This window comes from Citrobacter sp. Cpo090 (genome assembly GCF_030332665.1).
In the GTDB taxonomy this organism is placed as follows: domain Bacteria; phylum Pseudomonadota; class Gammaproteobacteria; order Enterobacterales; family Enterobacteriaceae; genus Citrobacter; species Citrobacter portucalensis.
Genome location: NZ_JAOWHK010000038.1, coordinates 415,372 through 433,220 on the forward strand (window position 1 = coordinate 415,372; position 17,849 = coordinate 433,220).

Genomic DNA, 17,849 nt, shown 5'->3' on the forward strand with positions numbered 1-17,849 from the left:
ATGCTGGAAGATTTACGCGCGAACGGCTGGAGTCTGCGCCCCTGCTGCATGGTGGCGGCCTATCGGATTGCCCATTTTTGCTCCGTCTGGCGTAAAAAAAACATCATAAACAACCTGTGGGCTGCCCCGGTGCTGGTGATGTATCGCCTTATCACTGAATGCCTGTTTGGCTATGAAATTCAGGCTGCTGCATCAATCGGCCGTCGTTTCACCATCCATCATGGTTATGGGGTGGTTATCAATAAAAACGTGGTGGTGGGGGATGATTTTACCCTACGCCACGGCGTCACCATCGGCAATCTTGGTGCCAACGACCCATCCTGTCCGGTCATCGGTAACGGCGTTGAGTTGGGGGCCAATGTCACTCTGCTTGGCGACGTTGCTATTGGCGATAACGTGACGATTGGCGCCGGGAGCGTCGTGGTGGATAGCGTTCCGGACAATACGCTGGTCGTGGGCGAGAAGGCTCGGGTGAAGGTAATAAAATGAAGATATTACAGTTTAATGTGCGACTCGCAGAAGGTGGGGCGGCAGGCGTGGCGTTAGATTTGCATCTGAGGTCGCTGGAAAAAGGGCTGTCGTCGCGTTTTGTCTATGGCTATGGCAAAGGTGGTAAAAAAAGCGCCAGTCATGCGAATTACCCGCAGGTTATTAAATATACGCCGCGCCTGACGTCGGCGGCGAACATTGCGCTGTTTCGTTTCGTGAACCGCGACATGTTTGGCAATCTCAACAAGTTATACCGTGAAGTTACCCGCACCAGCGGCCCACTGGTACTGCATTTTCATGTGTTGCACAGCTACTGGTTGAACCTGGAAGAGGTGGTCTCCTTTTGCCAAAAAGTGAAGGCGCATAAACCGGATATCACCTTCGTCTGGACGCTGCACGATCACTGGAGCGTGACCGGGCGCTGTGCCTTTACCGATGGCTGCGAAGGCTGGAAAACGGGCTGCCAGAAATGCCCGACGCTCAGCAACTATCCGCCGGTAAAAATCGATAAAGCCCATCAGCAGTTGCCCGGCAAGCGGCAGATGTTTCGCGCCATGCTGGCGCTGGGCTGCCAGTTTATCTCACCCAGTCAGCATGTGGCCGACGCATTCAACAGCCTGTATGGCGTGGGACGCTGCCACATTATTAACAACGGTATCGATGTGGCGACGGAAGCCATTCTTGCCGAACTACCCGCGATGCATGAGGAGAGCGTTCGGCCGAAAATTGCCGTGGTGGCTCATGACCTGCGCTATGACGGCAAAACCAGTCAGCAACTGGTGCGAGCGATTACCGCGCTTGGGGACAAAATTGAGCTGCATACCTTCGGCAAGTTTTCGCCATTTGCGGGAGATAACGTCATCAATCACGGTTTTGAGAGCGATAAGCGCACGTTGATGAGTGCGCTTAACCAGATGGATGGACTGGTGTTCAGCTCCCGTGTTGATAACTACCCGCTGATTCTGTGTGAAGCGCTTTCCATCGGCGTACCGGTAATTGCCACGCACAGCGATGCCGCGCAGGAAGTGCTGGCTAAATCAGGCGGCAAAACGTTCAGCGAAGCGGACGTATTGCAACTGGTGCAGCTGAAAAAATCAGACATCGCGCAGGCGGTATTTGACACGTCTCTTACCGCGTTCAGCCAGCGCAGTCGGGTGGCATACAGTGGGCAACAGATGCTGGAGGAATATGTCTCGTTCTATCAGAATCTGTAGCTATCTGGTGCTACCGCTGCTTTATTTGCTGGTTAACGTCAAACTTGCCCAGCTTGGCGAGAGCTTCCCGATAACCATCGTCACCTTCTTGCCTGTTCTGCTGTTGCTGTTTGTCGAGCGCATTAATATCAAAAAAATAATGATCGCGCTGGGCGTGGGGGGCGGGCTGACGGCGTTTAACTACCTGTTCGGCCAATCACTGGATGCCAGCAAGTACGTAACGTCAGCGATGCTGTTTGTTTATACCGTGGTGATTATTGGCATGGTGTGGAGTATTCGCTTCAAAACCATTTCACCGCATAACTACATTAAGATTTTGCGTTTTTTCTGGCTGGTGGTGGGACTGGTGGTGGGATTAGCTGCGGTTGAAATGGCACAGATAATTCTCAGCGGCGGCAGCAGTTTAATGGAAGTTATTTCGAAATATCTTATTTACAGTAACAGCTATGTTCTGAACTTTATTAAGTTTGGTGGGAAGCGTACCACCGCACTCTATTTCGAACCGGCATTCTTCGCTCTGGCGTTAATCTCAATTTGGCTCAGTATCAAACAGTTCGGTATCAAAACACCTAAGTCCGATGCTATGATTCTGGCAGGGATAATATTATCAGGATCGTTTTCAGGGGTAATGACGTTTATTTTGTTTTATCTCCTGGAGTGGGCGTTCCAGTACCTGAATAAGGATGCGATAAAAAAGAAGCTACCACTGGCGATAATCTCATTAAGCGTGTTTCTGGTTGGTGTGATATTTGCTTTTCCGTACATCGCAACGCGGCTTGGTGATTTAGGAACTGAAGGTTCGTCATCGTATTATCGTATCGTAGGACCATTAGTGATGGTCGGTTATTCGTTACTGAACGTTGATGGCGTAGTGAGATTTGGCTCACTTTATGAATACGTCGCGTCATTCGGGATTTTTAACGGTGCAGATGTCGGTAAAACAATAGACAATGGCTTGTATCTGCTGATTATTTATTTTTCATGGTTCGCGGTGATATTAGCCCTGTGGTACATGGGGAAGGTCATAAAAATGATGATCAATGCGTTTGGCGATAATCAGAATTATCGGGTGCAGCTTTATCTTTTTACACCGTTGTCCCTGTTTTTTACAGGTTCAGTATTTAGTCCGGAATACGCATTTTTAATTGTGTGTCCATTTATATTACGCAAGGCGCTGAATATCGCGAGGTAACTCACATGCTGCTCAGTATCATTACCGTCGCCTTTCGCAATCTGGAAGGGATCGTCAAAACTCACGCATCGCTGGCACATCTGGCGCAAGCGGGTGATATCAGTTTTGAGTGGATTGTTGTTGATGGCGGCTCCACTGACGGTACGTCAGCATTCCTTGAAGAGCTTAATGGGGAACACCGGTTACGGTATGTCAGCGAACCGGATAAAGGTATCTATGATGCGATGAACAAAGGCATCGCGATGGCGCGCGGGCGGTTTGCGCTGTTCCTCAACTCCGGGGATATTCTGCATGCGGATGCGGCACATTTTATCCGCCAGCTAAAAACGCAGAGCGACCAAACTATGGTCATTGGCGATGCGTTGCTGAATTTCGGCAATGGCAACAAAATTAAGCGTCGGGCAAAACCGGGTTGGTATATTTACCACAGCCTGCCCGCCAGCCATCAGGCAATATTCTTTCCGCTCTCAGGACTGAATGTCTGGCATTATGATTTGCAATATAAAATATCGTCTGATTACGCGTTGACAGCCAAATTATACAAGTCCGGTTACGCTTTTAAAAAACTGAGCGGGTTGGTATCGGAGTTTTCCATGGGCGGAGTGTCAACGACGAATAATCTGGAATTGTGCCGGGATGCCAAAAAAGTACAGCGCCAGATATTACACATGCCAGGTTTTTGGACCGGTTTATCAGAATATTTACGTCTGCGCACAACCGGTAAAACAAAAACTTTATATGGGAAAACGTAAAGGAATATTATGCAGGACTTAAGCGGATTTAAAGTGCCAGGAGGTTTTCGCGGCGGCGGCGCGATTAAAGTGCAATTATGGTGGGCGGTGCAAGCAACATTATTTCGCTGGTCACCGCAGGTCATGTATCGCTGGCGTGCATTTTTATTACGAATGTTTGGCGCAAAAATAGGAAAAAACGTAGTCATTCGGCCTTCAGTAAAAATTACTTATCCGTGGAAACTAACCCTGGGAGATTATGCCTGGGTGGGTGATGACTCGGTTTTATATACGTTAGGTGATATTACGATTGGCGCCCACGCGGTTATTTCGCAAAAAAATTATTTATGTACCGGGAGTCATGATTATGCCAGTCAACATTTTGATATTAACGCTACGCCGATTGTAGTTGGCGCTAAATGCTGGCTGGCGACAGATGTCTTTGTCGCGCCTGGCGTGACGATTGGCGATGGCACCATCGTCGGAGCACGAAGCAGCGTATTTAAATCGCTGCCAGCAAATGTCATTTGTCGGGGAAATCCCGCAGTAGTCACGCGCGAACGCGTCGAGAAAGTTACTCCCTGAGGGGATCACTGAAGAGGTTATAACATGTCAAAAGTCGCTCTCATTACTGGCGTAACCGGGCAGGATGGTTCTTACCTGGCAGAACTCCTGCTGGAAAAAGGGTACGAAGTACACGGTATTAAGCGTCGCGCTTCATCATTCAACACCGAACGTGTGGACCACATCTACCAGGATCCGCATTCAGGCAATCCCAAATTTCATCTGCACTATGGCGATTTGACCGACTCCTCCAACCTGACCCGTATTTTACAGGAAGTCCAACCGGATGAAGTCTATAACCTGGGCGCCATGAGCCATGTCGCGGTGTCGTTTGATTCACCGGAATACACCGCAGACGTTGATGCGATCGGCACCTTGCGTTTGCTGGAGGCAATTCGCTTCCTCGGACTTGAGAAGAAGACTCGTTTTTATCAGGCGTCTACCTCTGAACTGTACGGTCTGGTACAGGAAATCCCGCAGAAAGAGAGCACGCCGTTCTATCCGCGTTCACCGTATGCCGTTGCTAAGCTGTACGCCTACTGGATAACCGTCAACTACCGCGAGTCTTACGGGATGTATGCCTGTAACGGCATTCTGTTTAACCACGAATCTCCGCGCCGCGGCGAAACCTTTGTTACTCGCAAAATTACCCGGGCGATCGCCAACATCGCGCAGGGGCTGGAGTCTTGCCTGTACCTGGGCAACATGGATTCACTGCGCGACTGGGGGCATGCCAAAGATTACGTCAGGATGCAGTGGATGATGCTGCAGCAGGATAAGCCGGAAGATTTCGTGATTGCCACCGGCGTGCAGTATTCCGTGCGCCAGTTTGTAGAAATGGCGGCCGCTCAGTTGGGGATTAAATTGCGCTTTGAAGGCGAGGGCGTGAATGAGAAAGGCATCGTAGTTTCTGTGACCGGACACGATGCTCCGGGGGTGAAGCCTGGGGATGTCATGATTGCCGTTGACCCGCGTTACTTCCGTCCGGCTGAGGTGGAAACGCTGCTGGGCGATCCGGCTAAAGCACATGAAAAACTGGGCTGGAAACCGGAAATCACGCTGCGCCAGATGATCTCGGAAATGGTTGCCAACGATCTTGATGCGGCGAAGAAACATTCCCTGCTCAAGTCGCACGGTTACGAGGTCGCTATCGCGCTGGAGTACTGAGGATGAAGACACAACGTATTTTTGTGGCGGGCCATCGCGGGATGGTGGGGGCCGCCATCGTCAGACAATTGTCGCAGCGAAATAACGTAGAGCTGGTGCTGCGTACCCGCGACCAGCTTAATCTGCTGGACGCGGGTGCGGTGCAGGCGTTCTTTGCCGCTGAACGTATTGACCAGGTTTATCTGGCGGCGGCAAAAGTAGGGGGGATTGTGGCAAACAATACTTATCCTGCTGATTTTATTTATGAAAACATGATGATTGAAAGCAACATTATTCATGCGGCGCATCTGCATAACGTGAATAAACTGTTGTTTCTCGGGTCATCCTGTATTTATCCCAAGCAGGCTACCCAGCCAATCGCCGAAAGTGAACTGTTGCAGGGGACACTTGAGCCGACCAATGAGCCGTATGCGATTGCCAAAGTTGCCGGTATCAAGCTGTGCGAATCGTATAACCGACAGTATGGCCGTGATTATCGCTCGGTGATGCCGACCAATCTGTACGGACCGCATGACAACTTTCATCCGAGTAATTCGCATGTGATCCCGGCGCTACTGCGCCGCTTTCATGAAGCTCGCGAGCAAAATACGCCGGATGTGGTGGTGTGGGGAAGCGGGACGCCAATGCGTGAATTTCTGCATGTTGACGATATGGCGGCGGCCAGTATCCACGTGATGGAGCTGGCTCAGGAAGTGTTGCAGGAATATAGCCAGCCGATGCTGTCGCATATCAACGTGGGCACGGGCGTGGATTGCACCATCCGTGAACTGGCCCAGACTATCGCACAGGTCGTGGGTTACAAGGGGCGCGTGGTGTTTGACGCCAGCAAACCGGACGGCACGCCGCGCAAATTGCTCGACGTTACGCGCCTGCATCAGTTGGGCTGGTATCACGAGATATCTCTGGAAGCGGGGCTTGCCAGTACATATCAGTGGTTCCTTGAAAACCAGCAGCGTTACCGGGGGTAAGCATGTTTTTACGTCATGAGGATTTTGCCACCGTTGTACGTTCAACTCCGCTAATTTCCATCGATTTGATCGTGGAAAACGCCGACGGCAAATTTCTGCTTGGCAAGCGCCTCAATCGTCCGGCGCAGGGGTACTGGTTCGTGCCCGGCGGTCGGGTGCAAAAAGATGAACCGCTGCGCGCGGCCTTTGAGCGGCTTACTGGCGCTGAGCTGGGGTTACGTTTACCACTGTCCGCTGCAGAGTTTTACGGTGTCTGGCAGCACTTCTATGACGACAACTTTTCCGGGGAGGAATTCTCAACGCATTACATTGTGCTGGGATTTCGTCTGCGGGTGTCGGAAAACGACCTGCTACTGCCTGACGTTCAACATGACGCGTACCGCTGGCTGGCAATTGAAGAGATCCTGGCCAGTGACCACGTGCACGACAACAGCCGGGCTTACTTCTGTGAGAAGAGTCAGGCCGGAGTACCCGGGCTATGAAGATCCTCGTGTATGGCATCAACTATTCGCCGGAGTTGACCGGTATCGGTAAATACACCGGTGAAATGGTGGAGTGGATGGCGCAACAGGGGCATGACGTACGGGTGATCACTGCGCCGCCTTATTATCCGCAGTGGAAGGTCAGCGGTCGCTATTCATCCTGGCGCTACCGTCGTGAAGAGGGCGATGCCATCGTCTGGCGTTGTCCGCTGTATGTGCCTGAGCAGCCTTCTACGCTCAAGCGCCTGCTGCATTTAGGCAGTTTTGCCCTGAGCAGTTTCTTCCCACTACTGGCGCAACGCCGCTGGAAGCCGGATCGCATCATTGGGGTAGTGCCGACGCTGTTTTGTACGCCGGGCATGCGTCTGCTGGCGAAGCTGTCCGGGGCGCGCACGCTGCTGCATATTCAGGATTACGAAGTTGATGCCATGCTGGGGCTTGGCATGGCGGGCAAAGGCAAGCGTGGCGTGGTGGCAAAACTGGCCAGCGCCTTTGAGCGCAGTGGGCTGTTGAATATGGATCATATTTCGACCATTTCTCGCTCAATGATGAATAAAGCGCAGGAAAAGGGCGTTGATGCACAGAAGGTCATTTTCTTTCCGAACTGGTCAGAAGTAGCACGCTTTCGTGACGTAACCGCCGCCGATGCTCTGGCGTTACGCCAGCAACTGGGCTTGCCTGATGATAAAGAAATCATTCTCTACTCAGGCAATATCGGTGAAAAGCAAGGGCTGGAGAGCGTGATCGACGCAGCGGCCCTGTTGAGCGAGCGGCCCTGGCTGTTTGTGATTGTCGGGCAGGGCGGGGGTAAAGCGCGGCTGGAGAGTATGGCTAGCGAACGTGGCCTGAATAATGTGATGTTCTTTCCGCTGCAATCTTATGACGCTCTGCCTGCGCTGCTCAAGATGGCGGACTGTCATCTGGTGGTACAAAAGCGTGGTGCGGCGGATACCGTATTGCCTTCCAAACTGACCAATATCCTCGCCGTTGGTGGTAACGCGGTTATTACCGCCGAGCCAGAAACCGAACTGGGTCAGCTTTGCGGCACGCATCCGGGTATTGCGGTGTGTGTGGAGCCGGAGTCGGTAAACTCGCTGGTTAGTGGCATTCAACAGGCGCTGATGATGCCAAAAATGAACACGGTGGCACGTGATTATGCTGAACGCACGCTGGATAAAGAAAACGTGCTGAGCCAATTTATTGCAGATATTCGGGGTACATGATGAGTCAAAGCAAACTCTTTCCGGTGGTGATGGCCGGTGGCTCGGGTAGCCGTTTATGGCCTCTGTCCCGCGTGTTGTATCCAAAGCAGTTCCTGTGCCTGAAAGGCGATCTCACCATGCTGCAGACAACGATTTGTCGTCTGAACGGCGTGGAGTGCGAAAGCCCGGTGGTTATCTGTAACGAACAACACCGTTTCATTGTGGCGGAACAGCTACGACAACTGCACAAGCTGACTGAGAACATTATTCTCGAACCCGCCGGGCGTAATACGGCACCGGCGATAGCGCTGGCTGCGCTGGCGGCAAAACGCCAAAGTCCGGGGGAAGATCCGCTGCTGCTGGTGTTGGCAGCCGATCACATGATTGCCGATGAAGAAGCATTTCGCGAGGCGGTTCGCAATGCGATGCCCTATGCCAGCGCGGGTAAGCTGGTGACGTTTGGTATCGTGCCGGACCAGCCGGAGACCGGCTACGGCTATATCCGTCGTGGCGAGGTTTCGCCGACCAATACCGACGCCGTGGCTTTTGAGGTGGCACAGTTTGTTGAAAAGCCCAATCTGGAAACCGCGCAGGCTTATGTGGCGAGCGGCGACTACTACTGGAACAGCGGCATGTTCTTGTTCCGGGCCGGGCGTTATCTGGAAGAACTGAAAAAATATCGCCCCGACATTTTTGAGGCATGCGAAAACGCCATGAGTACGGTTGACCCCGATCTCGATTTTATCCGCGTTGATGAACAGGCGTTTCTCGCTTGCCCGGAAGAGTCTGTCGACTATGCGGTAATGGAACGTACGGCAGATGCGGTGGTGATGCCCATGAACGCAGGCTGGAGCGACGTTGGCTCCTGGTCATCGCTGTGGGAAATCAGCGCTCATACCGCTGAAGGCAATGTGCATCACGGCGATGTTATTAGCCACAAAACGGAAAACAGCTACGTCTATGCCGAATCTGGCCTGGTGACGACCGTCGGGGTGAAAGATCTGGTGGTGGTGCAGACCAAAGATGCGGTGCTGATTGCCGATCGCAACGCGGTGCAGGACGTCAAAAAAGTGGTGGAGCAAATTAAAGCTGACGGACGACATGAACATCATATTCACCGTGAAGTTTACCGTCCATGGGGCAAGTACGACTCTATTGATGCCGGAGACCGTTACCAGGTGAAGCGGATTACCGTCAAGCCCGGTGAGGGATTGTCCGTGCAGATGCATCATCACCGGGCTGAACACTGGGTTGTGGTGGCCGGTACCGCGAAGGTGACAATCAATGATGAGATCAAACTGCTCGCTGAAAACGAGTCTGTCTATATTCCGCTGGGGGCGACCCATTGTCTGGAGAACCCGGGGAAAATCCCGCTCGATCTGATTGAAGTGCGCTCCGGATCTTACCTCGATGAGGATGATGTGGTGCGGTTTGCGGACAGATACGGGCGTACCTGATGCCGGATGTGCTGCGCTTATCCAGCCTACAACACTGTAGGCCCGGTAAGCGAAGCACGGCGGGAAATGCATTTAACACTCATTAAAAGGCTCATTAAGAGTCAGGGCCTCCTGTTGCCTGAAGAAGGGTAAATCATGACGAAATTAACCTGTTTCAAAGCCTACGATATTCGCGGCAGGCTGGGCGAAGAGCTGAATGAAGATATCGCCTGGCGGATTGGCCGCGCTTACGGTGAGTTACTGAAGCCAAAAACGATTGTCCTTGGCGGCGATGTGCGCCTGACCAGCGAGACGCTGAAGCTGGCGCTGGCGAAAGGACTACAGGATGCGGGGGTGGATGTGCTGGATATCGGCATGTCGGGCACCGAAGAGATTTACTTCGCCACCTTCCACCTGGGCATTGATGGCGGTATTGAAGTGACCGCCAGCCATAATCCGATGGATTACAACGGCATGAAGCTGGTGCGGGAAGGGGCACGGCCCATCAGCGGTGATACTGGTCTGCGCGACGTGCAGCGCCTGGCGGAAGCCAATGACTTCCCGGCGGTTGATGAGACAAAACGTGGTCGCTACCAGCGCATTACTACCCGCGATGCCTACATTGACCACCTGCTGGGTTACATCAGTCCCGCCAACCTGAAACCGATGAAGCTGGTGCTTAATTCCGGCAACGGTGCGGCAGGTCCGGTGGTTGACGCCATTGAGGCCCGTTTTAAGGCGCTGGGCGTGCCGGTCGAGTTCATCAAAATTCACAACACGCCTGATGGCAACTTCCCCAACGGTATTCCCAATCCTCTGCTGCCGGAATGCCGGGCCGACACCCACAATGCGGTCATTGAACACGGCACGGATATGGGGATTGCCTTCGACGGTGATTTTGACCGCTGCTTCCTGTTCGATGAAAAAGGTCAGTTCATTGAGGGCTACTACATTGTCGGCCTGCTGGCGGAGGCGTTTCTGGAAAAGAACCCTGGGGCGAAAATTATCCACGACCCGCGCCTGTCCTGGAACACCGTGGATGTGGTGACGGCGGCAGGCGGTAAACCGGTGATGTCAAAAACCGGACACGCGTTTATCAAAGAGCGGATGCGCCTCGAAGATGCCATTTATGGCGGCGAAATGAGCGCACACCACTATTTCCGTGATTTTGCCTACTGCGACAGTGGAATGATCCCGTGGCTGCTGGTGGCGGAACTGCTGTGTCTGAAAGGGCAGTCGCTGGGCGAACTGGTCCGCGACCGGATGGTGGCCTACCCGGCGAGTGGTGAAATAAACAGTACGCTGGCAGAGCCGGCGGCAGCGATTGCACGCGTGGAACAGCATTTTTCCCGTGAGGCGCTGTCGGTGGACAGAACGGACGGTATCAGCATGTCGTTTGTCGACTGGCGCTTTAATTTACGCTCTTCCAATACCGAACCGGTGGTGCGCCTGAACGTGGAATCGCGCGGAGATATTCCGTTGATGGAAGCGCGAACGCGCACTCTTCTGGCGTTACTGAATCAGTAATGCTGGTGCTTCCTTTGCCCGATTCTGGGCAAAGGGTGACTAACAGGAACCACGATGATACATCTAAAGAAGCGCGAGCGCGCCAAAACCAATGCGTCGTTAATTTCGATGGTGCAACGCTTTTCAGATATCACCATCATGTTTGGCGGGTTGTGGGTAATCTGCGAATTAAGCGGTTTGCCTTTCCTGTACATGCACCTGCTGGTGGCGTTGATCACGCTGGTCGTTTTTCAGATGCTCGGTGGCATAACGGATTTTTATCGCTCCTGGCGCGGTGTCAAAATTTCCACTGAGCTGGTGCTGCTGCTGCAAAACTGGACGCTGAGTCTGATTTTTTGCGCAGGTCTGATCGCCTTTAATAACGATTTTGATAACCGTCTCGCCGTCTGGCTGGCGTGGTATCTGCTGTCTAGTGTTGGCCTGGTGTTGAGTCGTTCGTTTATTCGCTACGGCGCGGGATGGCTGCGCAATCGCGGGTACAACACTCGCCGGGTGGCGGTGGCAGGGGAACTGCCAGCCGGACAAATGCTACTGGACAGCTTTCGCCATGAACCGTGGTTGGGGTTTGAAGTGGCGGGGGTCTATCACGATCCTATCCCAGGGAAAAACTCCCGCGACTGGGCCGGTAATCTGCAACAGCTGGTGGACGACGCCAAATCCTCACGCATTCACAACGTCTATATCGCCATGTCGATGAGCGATGGCGCCAGCGTAAAAAAACTGGTGCGCGAGCTGGCCGACACCACCTGTTCAGTGATCCTTATTCCTGATGTCTTTACCTTCAACATTTTGCATTCACGAATTGAGGAGATGAACGGCATTCCGGTGGTGCCGCTGTATGACACGCCGCTCTCGGGGATTAATCGCCTGTTAAAGCGCGCGGAAGATATCGTGCTGGCTTCACTGATCCTGCTGCTTATTTCTCCGGTGCTGTGTGGCATAGCGCTACTGGTAAAACTGACCTCCAAAGGACCGGTGATTTTCCGCCAGACCCGCTATGGCATGGACGGCAAACCGATCAAAGTCTGGAAGTTTCGTTCGATGAAAGTGATGGAAAACGACGCGGTGGTGACGCAGGCGACGCAAAACGATCCGCGCGTTACCCCTGTGGGGAATTTCCTGCGTCGGACGTCGCTCGATGAACTGCCGCAGTTTATTAACGTGCTGACCGGGGGCATGTCTATTGTAGGGCCACGCCCGCATGCGGTGGCGCATAACGAACAGTACCGCCAGCTGATCGAGGGTTACATGTTACGCCACAAGGTGAAACCGGGTATTACCGGCTGGGCGCAAATCAACGGCTGGCGGGGTGAAACCGATACGCTGGAAAAAATGGAAAAACGTGTGGAATTTGACCTCGAATACATCCGCGAGTGGAGCGTGTGGTTCGATATCAAAATTGTTTTTCTGACGGTATTCAAAGGCTTTGTCAACAAAGCGGCGTATTAACATGAGTTTACGAGAAAAAACGCTTAACGGCGCAAAGTGGTCGGCGATTGCCACTGTGATCATCATTGGTCTGGGGCTTATCCAGATGACCGTACTGGCGCGGATTATTGATAACCACCAGTTCGGGTTGTTAACCGTGGCGCTGGTGATCATCGCGCTGGCCGATACGCTGTCTGACTTTGGTATCGCCAACTCAATTATTCAGCGCAAAGAGATTGGCTATCTTGAACTGACCACGCTGTACTGGCTCAACGTTGGGCTGGGTATCGTGGTATGCGTGGCGATGTTTCTGCTGAGCGAGACGATTGCCCATGTGCTCAATAACCCAGAACTGGCACAGCTCATCAAAACCTTATCACTGGCGTTTGTGGTGATACCGCACGGGCAGCAGTTTCGCGCGCTGATGCAAAAAGAGCTGGCCTTCAACAAAATTGGCATGATTGAAACCAGTTCGGTGCTGGCCGGTTTTACTTTTACCGTAGTCAGCGCCCATTTCTGGCCGCTCGCGCTGACCGCCATTCTCGGGTATCTGGTGAACAGTTCGCTACGTACGCTGCTGTTCGGCTATTTTGGTCGCCGGATTTACCGTCCGGGGCTGCATTTTTCGCTGGCATCGGTTTCGTCGAATCTGCGTTTTGGTGCGTGGCTGACGGCAGACAGCATCATCAATTACATCAATACCAACCTTTCCACGCTGGTTTTAGCCCGCACGTTGGGAGCTGGCGTGGCGGGCGGGTTCAATCTCGCCTGGAATGTGGCGGTTGTCCCCCCGATCAAACTGAACCCGATTATCACCCGCGTGCTGTTTCCGGCGTTTGCCAAAATCCAGGACGACAGCGAAAAGCTACGGGTGAATTTTTACAAGCTGCTGTCGGTGGTTGGGATTATCAACTTCCCGGCGCTACTGGGACTGATGGTGGTGTCCAACAACGTGGTGCCACTGGTGTTTGGCGAGAAGTGGAACGGTATTATCCCCATCCTGCAATTGCTGTGCATTGTTGGGCTGCTGCGCTCGGTGGGGAACCCGATCGGTTCACTGCTGATGGCGAAGGCGCGGGTCGATATCAGTTTCAAATTCAATGTATTCAAAACCTTTCTGTTTATTCCGGCCATTTTCATCGGTGGGCATCTGGCCGGGGCAATTGGCGTGACGCTGGGCTTTTTGTTGGTTCAGGTGATTAACACAGTCCTCAGCTACTTCGTGATGATCAAGCCTGTTCTTGGCTCCAGCTACCGCCAGTACATGCTCAGTCTTTGGCTGCCGTTGTATCTCTCCTTGCCAACCCTTGTGGTGAGTTATGCGCTGGGCGTAATGCTGCATGGCCAGCTGTCGTTGGGCGTGTTGTTGGGGAGCCAGATAGCGGCAGGGGCGCTGGCGTTTGCACTAATGATTGTGCTGTCTCGCCATCCGCTGGTGGTGGAAATAAAACGCCAGCTCTGTCGCAGTGAAAAAATGAAAACCTTGCTTCGTGCAGGATAAGAACAACGCTTTAAGAGGTCGTAATGAAACTATTAATTTTGGGCAACCATACCTGTGGGAATCGAGGGGATAGCGCGATCCTGCGCGGTTTGCTGGATGCCATTAACGCGTTGCGTCCCGAGACTGAAGTGGATGTTATGAGCCGTTACCCGGTGAGCTCTTCGTGGTTGTTGAACCGCCCGGTGATGGGCGATCCGCTGTATTCGCAGATGAAGCAACACAACAACGCCGCGGGTGTTATGGGGCGCGTGAAGAAAGTGCTACGTCGTCGCTATCAGCATCAGGTACTACTCTCGCGTGTTACCGACTCCGGTAATCTGCGCAATATCGCTATCGCCCAGGGATTTACCGATTTTGTTCGTTTATTGTCGCGTTATGACGCCATCATCCAGGTAGGTGGATCGTTCTTTGTCGATCTGTATGGTGTGCCGCAGTTTGAACATGCGTTGTGTTCGTTTATGGCGAAAAAACCGCTGTACATGATTGGTCACAGCGTGGGGCCATTCCAGGATGAGCAGTTTAATCAACTGGCGAACTACGTGTTTGGTCACTGTAATGCGCTGATTTTGCGTGAATCCGTCAGTCTGGATCTGATGAAGCGCAGCGCAATTACCACGGATAAAGTCGAAACAGGCGTTGATACGGCCTGGCTGGTCGACAATCATCATGAGGATTTTGAACCAGGTTATGCGGTACAGCACTGGTTAGACATGGCGGCTAAACAGAAGACCGTTGCCATTACATTGCGCGAGCTGGCTCCTTTTGATAAGCGTCTGGGGACAACGCAGCAGGCCTATGAACAAGCCTTTGCCGGAGTAGTGAACCGCATCCTCGATGAAGGTTACCAGGTGATTGCACTGTCAACCTGCACCGGTATTGATAGTTACAACAAAGATGATCGCATGGTGGCGTTAAACCTGCGCCAGTATGTTAACGATTCGTCCCGATATCACGTGGTGATGGATGAACTTAACGATCTGGAGATGGGGAAGATTCTGGGGGCATGCGATCTGACGGTGGGGACTCGCTTGCACTCGGCCATCATCTCGATGAATTTTATGACGCCAGCCATCGCCATTAACTACGAGCATAAATCGGCAGGGATTATGCAACAGTTGGGGTTGCCGGAGATGGCTGTCGATATTTGCCATCTGCTCGATGGCAGTCTGCAAGGAAAGGTCGCCGATACCCTCGGACAGTTACCTGATCTGAACATACGGCTTGGGGATGCTGTGACACGCGAACGCGAACGCGGGGTACACATGGTGCAGTCGGTTTTAACGCGTATTGAGGGGGAAAAATGAAGATTGGCTTTTTCCTGCTTAAATTTCCGCTCTCTTCTGAGACCTTTGTACTCAATCAGATAACCGCATTTATCGATATGGGCTACGACGTGGAGATTGTCGCTTTGCAGAAGGGCGATCTTGAAAATACGCATGCCTCATTTAATACCTACCGGCTGGGTGAAAAAACGCGCTGGTTGCTCAATGAACCGGAAAGCAAACTGGCGAAGCTGAAATATAGGGCCGCGGCGGCTCTGCACGGTCTCACCCGCGCAGCGACCTGGAAGGCGCTTAATGTTGCACGCTATGGCGAGGAGGCGCGCAATCTGATTTTGGCGGCTATTTGCGGCGGGAATCCGCAGGCGTTTCAGGCAGATGTCTTTATTGCTCATTTTGGGCCGGCAGGCGTAACCGCCGCCAAGCTGCGTGAGCTTGGGATGATCCGCGGAAAAATCGCCACGGTTTTTCACGGCGTCGATGTTTCGCGCCGGGATGTGCTTACCCGCTATACCCCTGAGTATCAGCAACTGTTTCAACGTGGAGATTTGATGTTACCCATCAGCAATCTCTGGGCCGGACGTTTAAAAAATATGGGATGTCCGCCGCAAAAAATTGCGGTTTCGCGCATGGGTATCGACATGACACGTTTTACCCCTCGTCAACTTAAATCGCCAGCCGCACCGCTGGAGATTATCTCTGTCGCCCGGCTAACCGAGAAAAAAGGGTTGCACGTCGCCATTGAGGCCTGTCGTCAGTTAAAAGAGCAGGGCGTTTCATTTCGTTATCGCATCCTGGGTATCGGCCCTTGGGAGCGTCGTTTACGTACGCTGATCGAGCAATATCAGCTTGATGATGTGATTGAGATGCCTGGCTTTAAGCCCAGTCATCAGGTAAAGGAGATGCTTGAGCAGGCGGATGTATTTTTACTGCCGTCGATCACCGGAAGAGACGGCGATATGGAGGGGATTCCGGTGGCGCTGATGGAGGCGATGGCGGTAGGTATCCCGGTAATTTCTACCGTTCACAGCGGGATCCCTGAGCTGGTCGAGTCGGGCAAGTCTGGCTGGCTGGCACCGGAAAACGATGCGCAGGCACTGGCAGAGAGATTAGCGGCATTCAGCCTGCTCGACAGTGAGCAGGTAAAGCCGATTGTGCAGTGCGCGCGCGAAAAAATTGAAACTGAATTTAATCAGTTAGCGATCAATAAACAGTTAGCCAGTCTGCTGCAAACGATGTAAATCGAGGTTGTATGTCAGAGAACAAACTCTCACGCCGTACTTTTCTGACGGCAGGCTCTGCGCTTGTCGTGCTGCATTCTCCCGTTGTCCGGGCGCTTGAATCATCGGGCAGCGTCCACATTCAGGATTACAACCCAAAGGATTGGGTCGCTTCTTTCAGGCAGGCGTTCAAAGAAGGACAAACGGTAGTCGTACCCAAAGGACTGGAATGTAAGGATATCAATACCGTTATCGTTATTCCTCCTGGCAAAACGCTACACCTGCAAGGGCGAATAAGCGGCAATGGCCGAGGGCGCTTTATTCTGCAGGATGGATGTAAGGTGATGGGCGAGCAGGGCGGGAGCCTGAGGAACGTTACCCTCGATGTGCGCGGTTCGGACTGCGTAATAAAAGGGATTGCCATGAGTGGTTTCGGCCCAGTGACGCAAGTCTATATCGGCGGCAAAACACCGAGGCTGATGCGCAATCTGACTATTCAGGATATTACCGTCACGCACGCTAACTATGGGATCCTGCGTCAGGGCTTTCATAACCGGATGGATGGCGTAAAGATTACAAACTGCCGTTTTAGCGATCTACAGGGAGATGCCATTGAGTGGAATGTGGCGATCAACGACAGCAACATCCTCATTTCTGATCATGTCATTGAACGTATTAACTGTACCAATGGCAACGTGAACTGGGGCATCGGCATCGGACTGGCGGGCAGTACCTATGACAATACCTATCCCGATGACCTGGCGGTAAAAAACTTTGTGGTGGCGAATATCACTGGTAGCGACTGTCGACAGCTAGTGCATGTGGAGAACGGCAAGCACTTTATTATTCGTAATATTACCGCGAAAAACATCACTCCAGATTATAGTAAGGAAGCGGGCATTGATAATGCGACGATCGCTATTTATGGCTGTGATAATTTCGTGATTGATAATATCAATATGGAAAATAGCGCTGGCATGCTCATTGGCTACGGTGTTATTAAAGGACGATATTTATCCATTCCGCAGAACTTTAAGTTAAATAATATCCATCTGGATAACACGAAACTTGAATATAAATTACGCGGCATTCAGATCTCATCAGGTAATGCAACGTCGTTCGTGGCCATCACCAACGTGGAGATGAAGCGAGCCACGCTTGAATTGCACAACCAACCGCAGCACCTTTTTTTACGTAACATCAAGGTGATGCAGCAATCCGCAACAGGACCCGCGCTCAAGATGCAATTCGATCTGCGCCAGGACGTACGTGGCAAGTTTATGGCCAGGCAGGACACGTTGATTTCGCTGGCCAACGTTCATGCGGTAAACGAAAGAGGAGAAAGTTCAGTTGACATCGACCGGGTAAACCATCAGGTGGTGAATGTCGAAGCGGTGAATTTTCGACTGCCGGGGCAGGGGAAGTAATTTTGCGACCATTCCTGGCAA

General features: G+C 52.4%; 16 protein-coding genes. All 16 read left to right on the forward strand.

The annotated features are described in order from the left end of the window. The 16 genes from wcaB (at position 1) to wcaM (ending at position 17,828) form a co-directional block, all read left to right on the forward strand. Positions 1-489: a colanic acid biosynthesis acetyltransferase WcaB gene (gene wcaB, locus OGY83_RS24370; protein ID WP_191214318.1), complete on the forward strand. Its 489-nt coding sequence runs from the start codon at positions 1-3 to the stop codon at positions 487-489. Then, on the forward strand, positions 486-1,703 hold the full coding sequence (wcaC, locus tag OGY83_RS24375) for a colanic acid biosynthesis glycosyltransferase WcaC (RefSeq protein WP_286637098.1): 1,218 nt from the start codon (positions 486-488) through the stop codon (positions 1,701-1,703). Before wcaB ends, wcaC begins: the two co-directional genes overlap by 4 nt. Continuing rightward, positions 1,678-2,895, forward strand: coding sequence for a colanic acid polymerase WcaD (wcaD, locus tag OGY83_RS24380; RefSeq protein ID WP_286637099.1), 1,218 nt, complete (start codon positions 1,678-1,680; stop codon positions 2,893-2,895). Before wcaC ends, wcaD begins: the two co-directional genes overlap by 26 nt. Positions 2,896-2,900: 5 nt before the next feature. Then, a complete protein-coding gene (wcaE, locus tag OGY83_RS24385) occupies positions 2,901-3,647 on the forward strand; it encodes a colanic acid biosynthesis glycosyltransferase WcaE (protein WP_286637100.1) in 747 nt (248 codons plus the stop codon). A gap of 9 nt (positions 3,648-3,656) precedes the next feature. After that, the gene (gene wcaF / locus OGY83_RS24390; protein ID WP_286637101.1) at positions 3,657-4,211 is read left to right on the forward strand and encodes a colanic acid biosynthesis acetyltransferase WcaF; all 555 of its coding nucleotides are present in this window, start codon (positions 3,657-3,659) and stop codon (positions 4,209-4,211) included. 24 nt (positions 4,212-4,235) lie between these two features. Then, the gene (gene gmd, locus OGY83_RS24395) at positions 4,236-5,357 is read left to right on the forward strand and encodes a GDP-mannose 4,6-dehydratase (RefSeq protein ID WP_003036748.1); all 1,122 of its coding nucleotides are present in this window, start codon (positions 4,236-4,238) and stop codon (positions 5,355-5,357) included. Between the two features lie 2 nt (positions 5,358-5,359). Beyond that, entirely contained in the window at positions 5,360-6,325 is a 966-nt protein-coding gene (fcl, locus tag OGY83_RS24400) for a GDP-L-fucose synthase (protein ID WP_286637102.1), read from the forward strand. A 2-nt stretch (positions 6,326-6,327) separates the two neighbouring features. Further along, positions 6,328-6,807: a GDP-mannose mannosyl hydrolase gene (locus OGY83_RS24405; protein WP_191228494.1), complete on the forward strand. Its 480-nt coding sequence runs from the start codon at positions 6,328-6,330 to the stop codon at positions 6,805-6,807. Further along, on the forward strand, positions 6,804-8,030 hold the full coding sequence (gene wcaI / locus OGY83_RS24410) for a colanic acid biosynthesis fucosyltransferase WcaI (protein WP_286637103.1): 1,227 nt from the start codon (positions 6,804-6,806) through the stop codon (positions 8,028-8,030). Before OGY83_RS24405 ends, wcaI begins: the two co-directional genes overlap by 4 nt. Then, complete coding sequence (gene cpsB / locus OGY83_RS24415) at positions 8,030-9,466, forward strand: mannose-1-phosphate guanyltransferase (RefSeq protein WP_123267783.1); 1,437 nt, start codon at positions 8,030-8,032, stop codon at positions 9,464-9,466. Before wcaI ends, cpsB begins: the two co-directional genes overlap by 1 nt. 135 nt (positions 9,467-9,601) lie before the next feature. After that, the gene (cpsG, locus tag OGY83_RS24420) at positions 9,602-10,972 is read left to right on the forward strand and encodes a colanic acid biosynthesis phosphomannomutase CpsG (protein WP_286637104.1); all 1,371 of its coding nucleotides are present in this window, start codon (positions 9,602-9,604) and stop codon (positions 10,970-10,972) included. A 54-nt stretch (positions 10,973-11,026) separates the two neighbouring features. Then, positions 11,027-12,421: an undecaprenyl-phosphate glucose phosphotransferase gene (gene wcaJ, locus OGY83_RS24425; protein WP_286637105.1), complete on the forward strand. Its 1,395-nt coding sequence runs from the start codon at positions 11,027-11,029 to the stop codon at positions 12,419-12,421. 1 nt (position 12,422) lies between these two features. Further along, entirely contained in the window at positions 12,423-13,901 is a 1,479-nt protein-coding gene (gene wzxC / locus OGY83_RS24430; RefSeq protein ID WP_286637106.1) for a colanic acid undecaprenyl disphosphate flippase WzxC, read from the forward strand. Between the two features lie 23 nt (positions 13,902-13,924). Next, entirely contained in the window at positions 13,925-15,205 is a 1,281-nt protein-coding gene (gene wcaK / locus OGY83_RS24435; RefSeq protein WP_286637107.1) for a colanic acid biosynthesis pyruvyl transferase WcaK, read from the forward strand. Next, positions 15,202-16,422 (forward strand): colanic acid biosynthesis glycosyltransferase WcaL, encoded by a 1,221-nt coding sequence (gene wcaL, locus OGY83_RS24440; RefSeq protein WP_286637108.1) that lies wholly within the window; start codon positions 15,202-15,204, stop codon positions 16,420-16,422. The genes wcaK and wcaL overlap by 4 nt, the downstream gene beginning before the upstream one ends. Before the next feature lie 11 nt (positions 16,423-16,433). Then, entirely contained in the window at positions 16,434-17,828 is a 1,395-nt protein-coding gene (gene wcaM, locus OGY83_RS24445) for a colanic acid biosynthesis protein WcaM (protein WP_286637109.1), read from the forward strand. The last annotated feature ends 21 nt before the right edge of the window (positions 17,829-17,849 follow it).

Coding starts and splice junctions, on each gene's coding strand:
- wcaJ (WP_286637105.1), top strand. CDS start 11,027: ATGATACATCTAAAGAAGCGCGAGCGCGCCAAAACCAATGCGTCGTTA.
- wcaM (WP_286637109.1), top strand. CDS start 16,434: ATGTCAGAGAACAAACTCTCACGCCGTACTTTTCTGACGGCAGGCTCT.
- wcaE (WP_286637100.1), top strand. CDS start 2,901: ATGCTGCTCAGTATCATTACCGTCGCCTTTCGCAATCTGGAAGGGATC.
- wcaF (WP_286637101.1), top strand. CDS start 3,657: ATGCAGGACTTAAGCGGATTTAAAGTGCCAGGAGGTTTTCGCGGCGGC.
- wcaL (WP_286637108.1), top strand. CDS start 15,202: ATGAAGATTGGCTTTTTCCTGCTTAAATTTCCGCTCTCTTCTGAGACC.
- fcl (WP_286637102.1), top strand. CDS start 5,360: ATGAAGACACAACGTATTTTTGTGGCGGGCCATCGCGGGATGGTGGGG.
- cpsB (WP_123267783.1), top strand. CDS start 8,030: ATGAGTCAAAGCAAACTCTTTCCGGTGGTGATGGCCGGTGGCTCGGGT.
- cpsG (WP_286637104.1), top strand. CDS start 9,602: ATGACGAAATTAACCTGTTTCAAAGCCTACGATATTCGCGGCAGGCTG.
- wcaI (WP_286637103.1), top strand. CDS start 6,804: ATGAAGATCCTCGTGTATGGCATCAACTATTCGCCGGAGTTGACCGGT.
- OGY83_RS24405 (WP_191228494.1), top strand. CDS start 6,328: ATGTTTTTACGTCATGAGGATTTTGCCACCGTTGTACGTTCAACTCCG.
- gmd (WP_003036748.1), top strand. CDS start 4,236: ATGTCAAAAGTCGCTCTCATTACTGGCGTAACCGGGCAGGATGGTTCT.
- wcaK (WP_286637107.1), top strand. CDS start 13,925: ATGAAACTATTAATTTTGGGCAACCATACCTGTGGGAATCGAGGGGAT.
- wzxC (WP_286637106.1), top strand. CDS start 12,423: ATGAGTTTACGAGAAAAAACGCTTAACGGCGCAAAGTGGTCGGCGATT.
- wcaB (WP_191214318.1), top strand. CDS start 1: ATGCTGGAAGATTTACGCGCGAACGGCTGGAGTCTGCGCCCCTGCTGC.
- wcaD (WP_286637099.1), top strand. CDS start 1,678: ATGTCTCGTTCTATCAGAATCTGTAGCTATCTGGTGCTACCGCTGCTT.
- wcaC (WP_286637098.1), top strand. CDS start 486: ATGAAGATATTACAGTTTAATGTGCGACTCGCAGAAGGTGGGGCGGCA.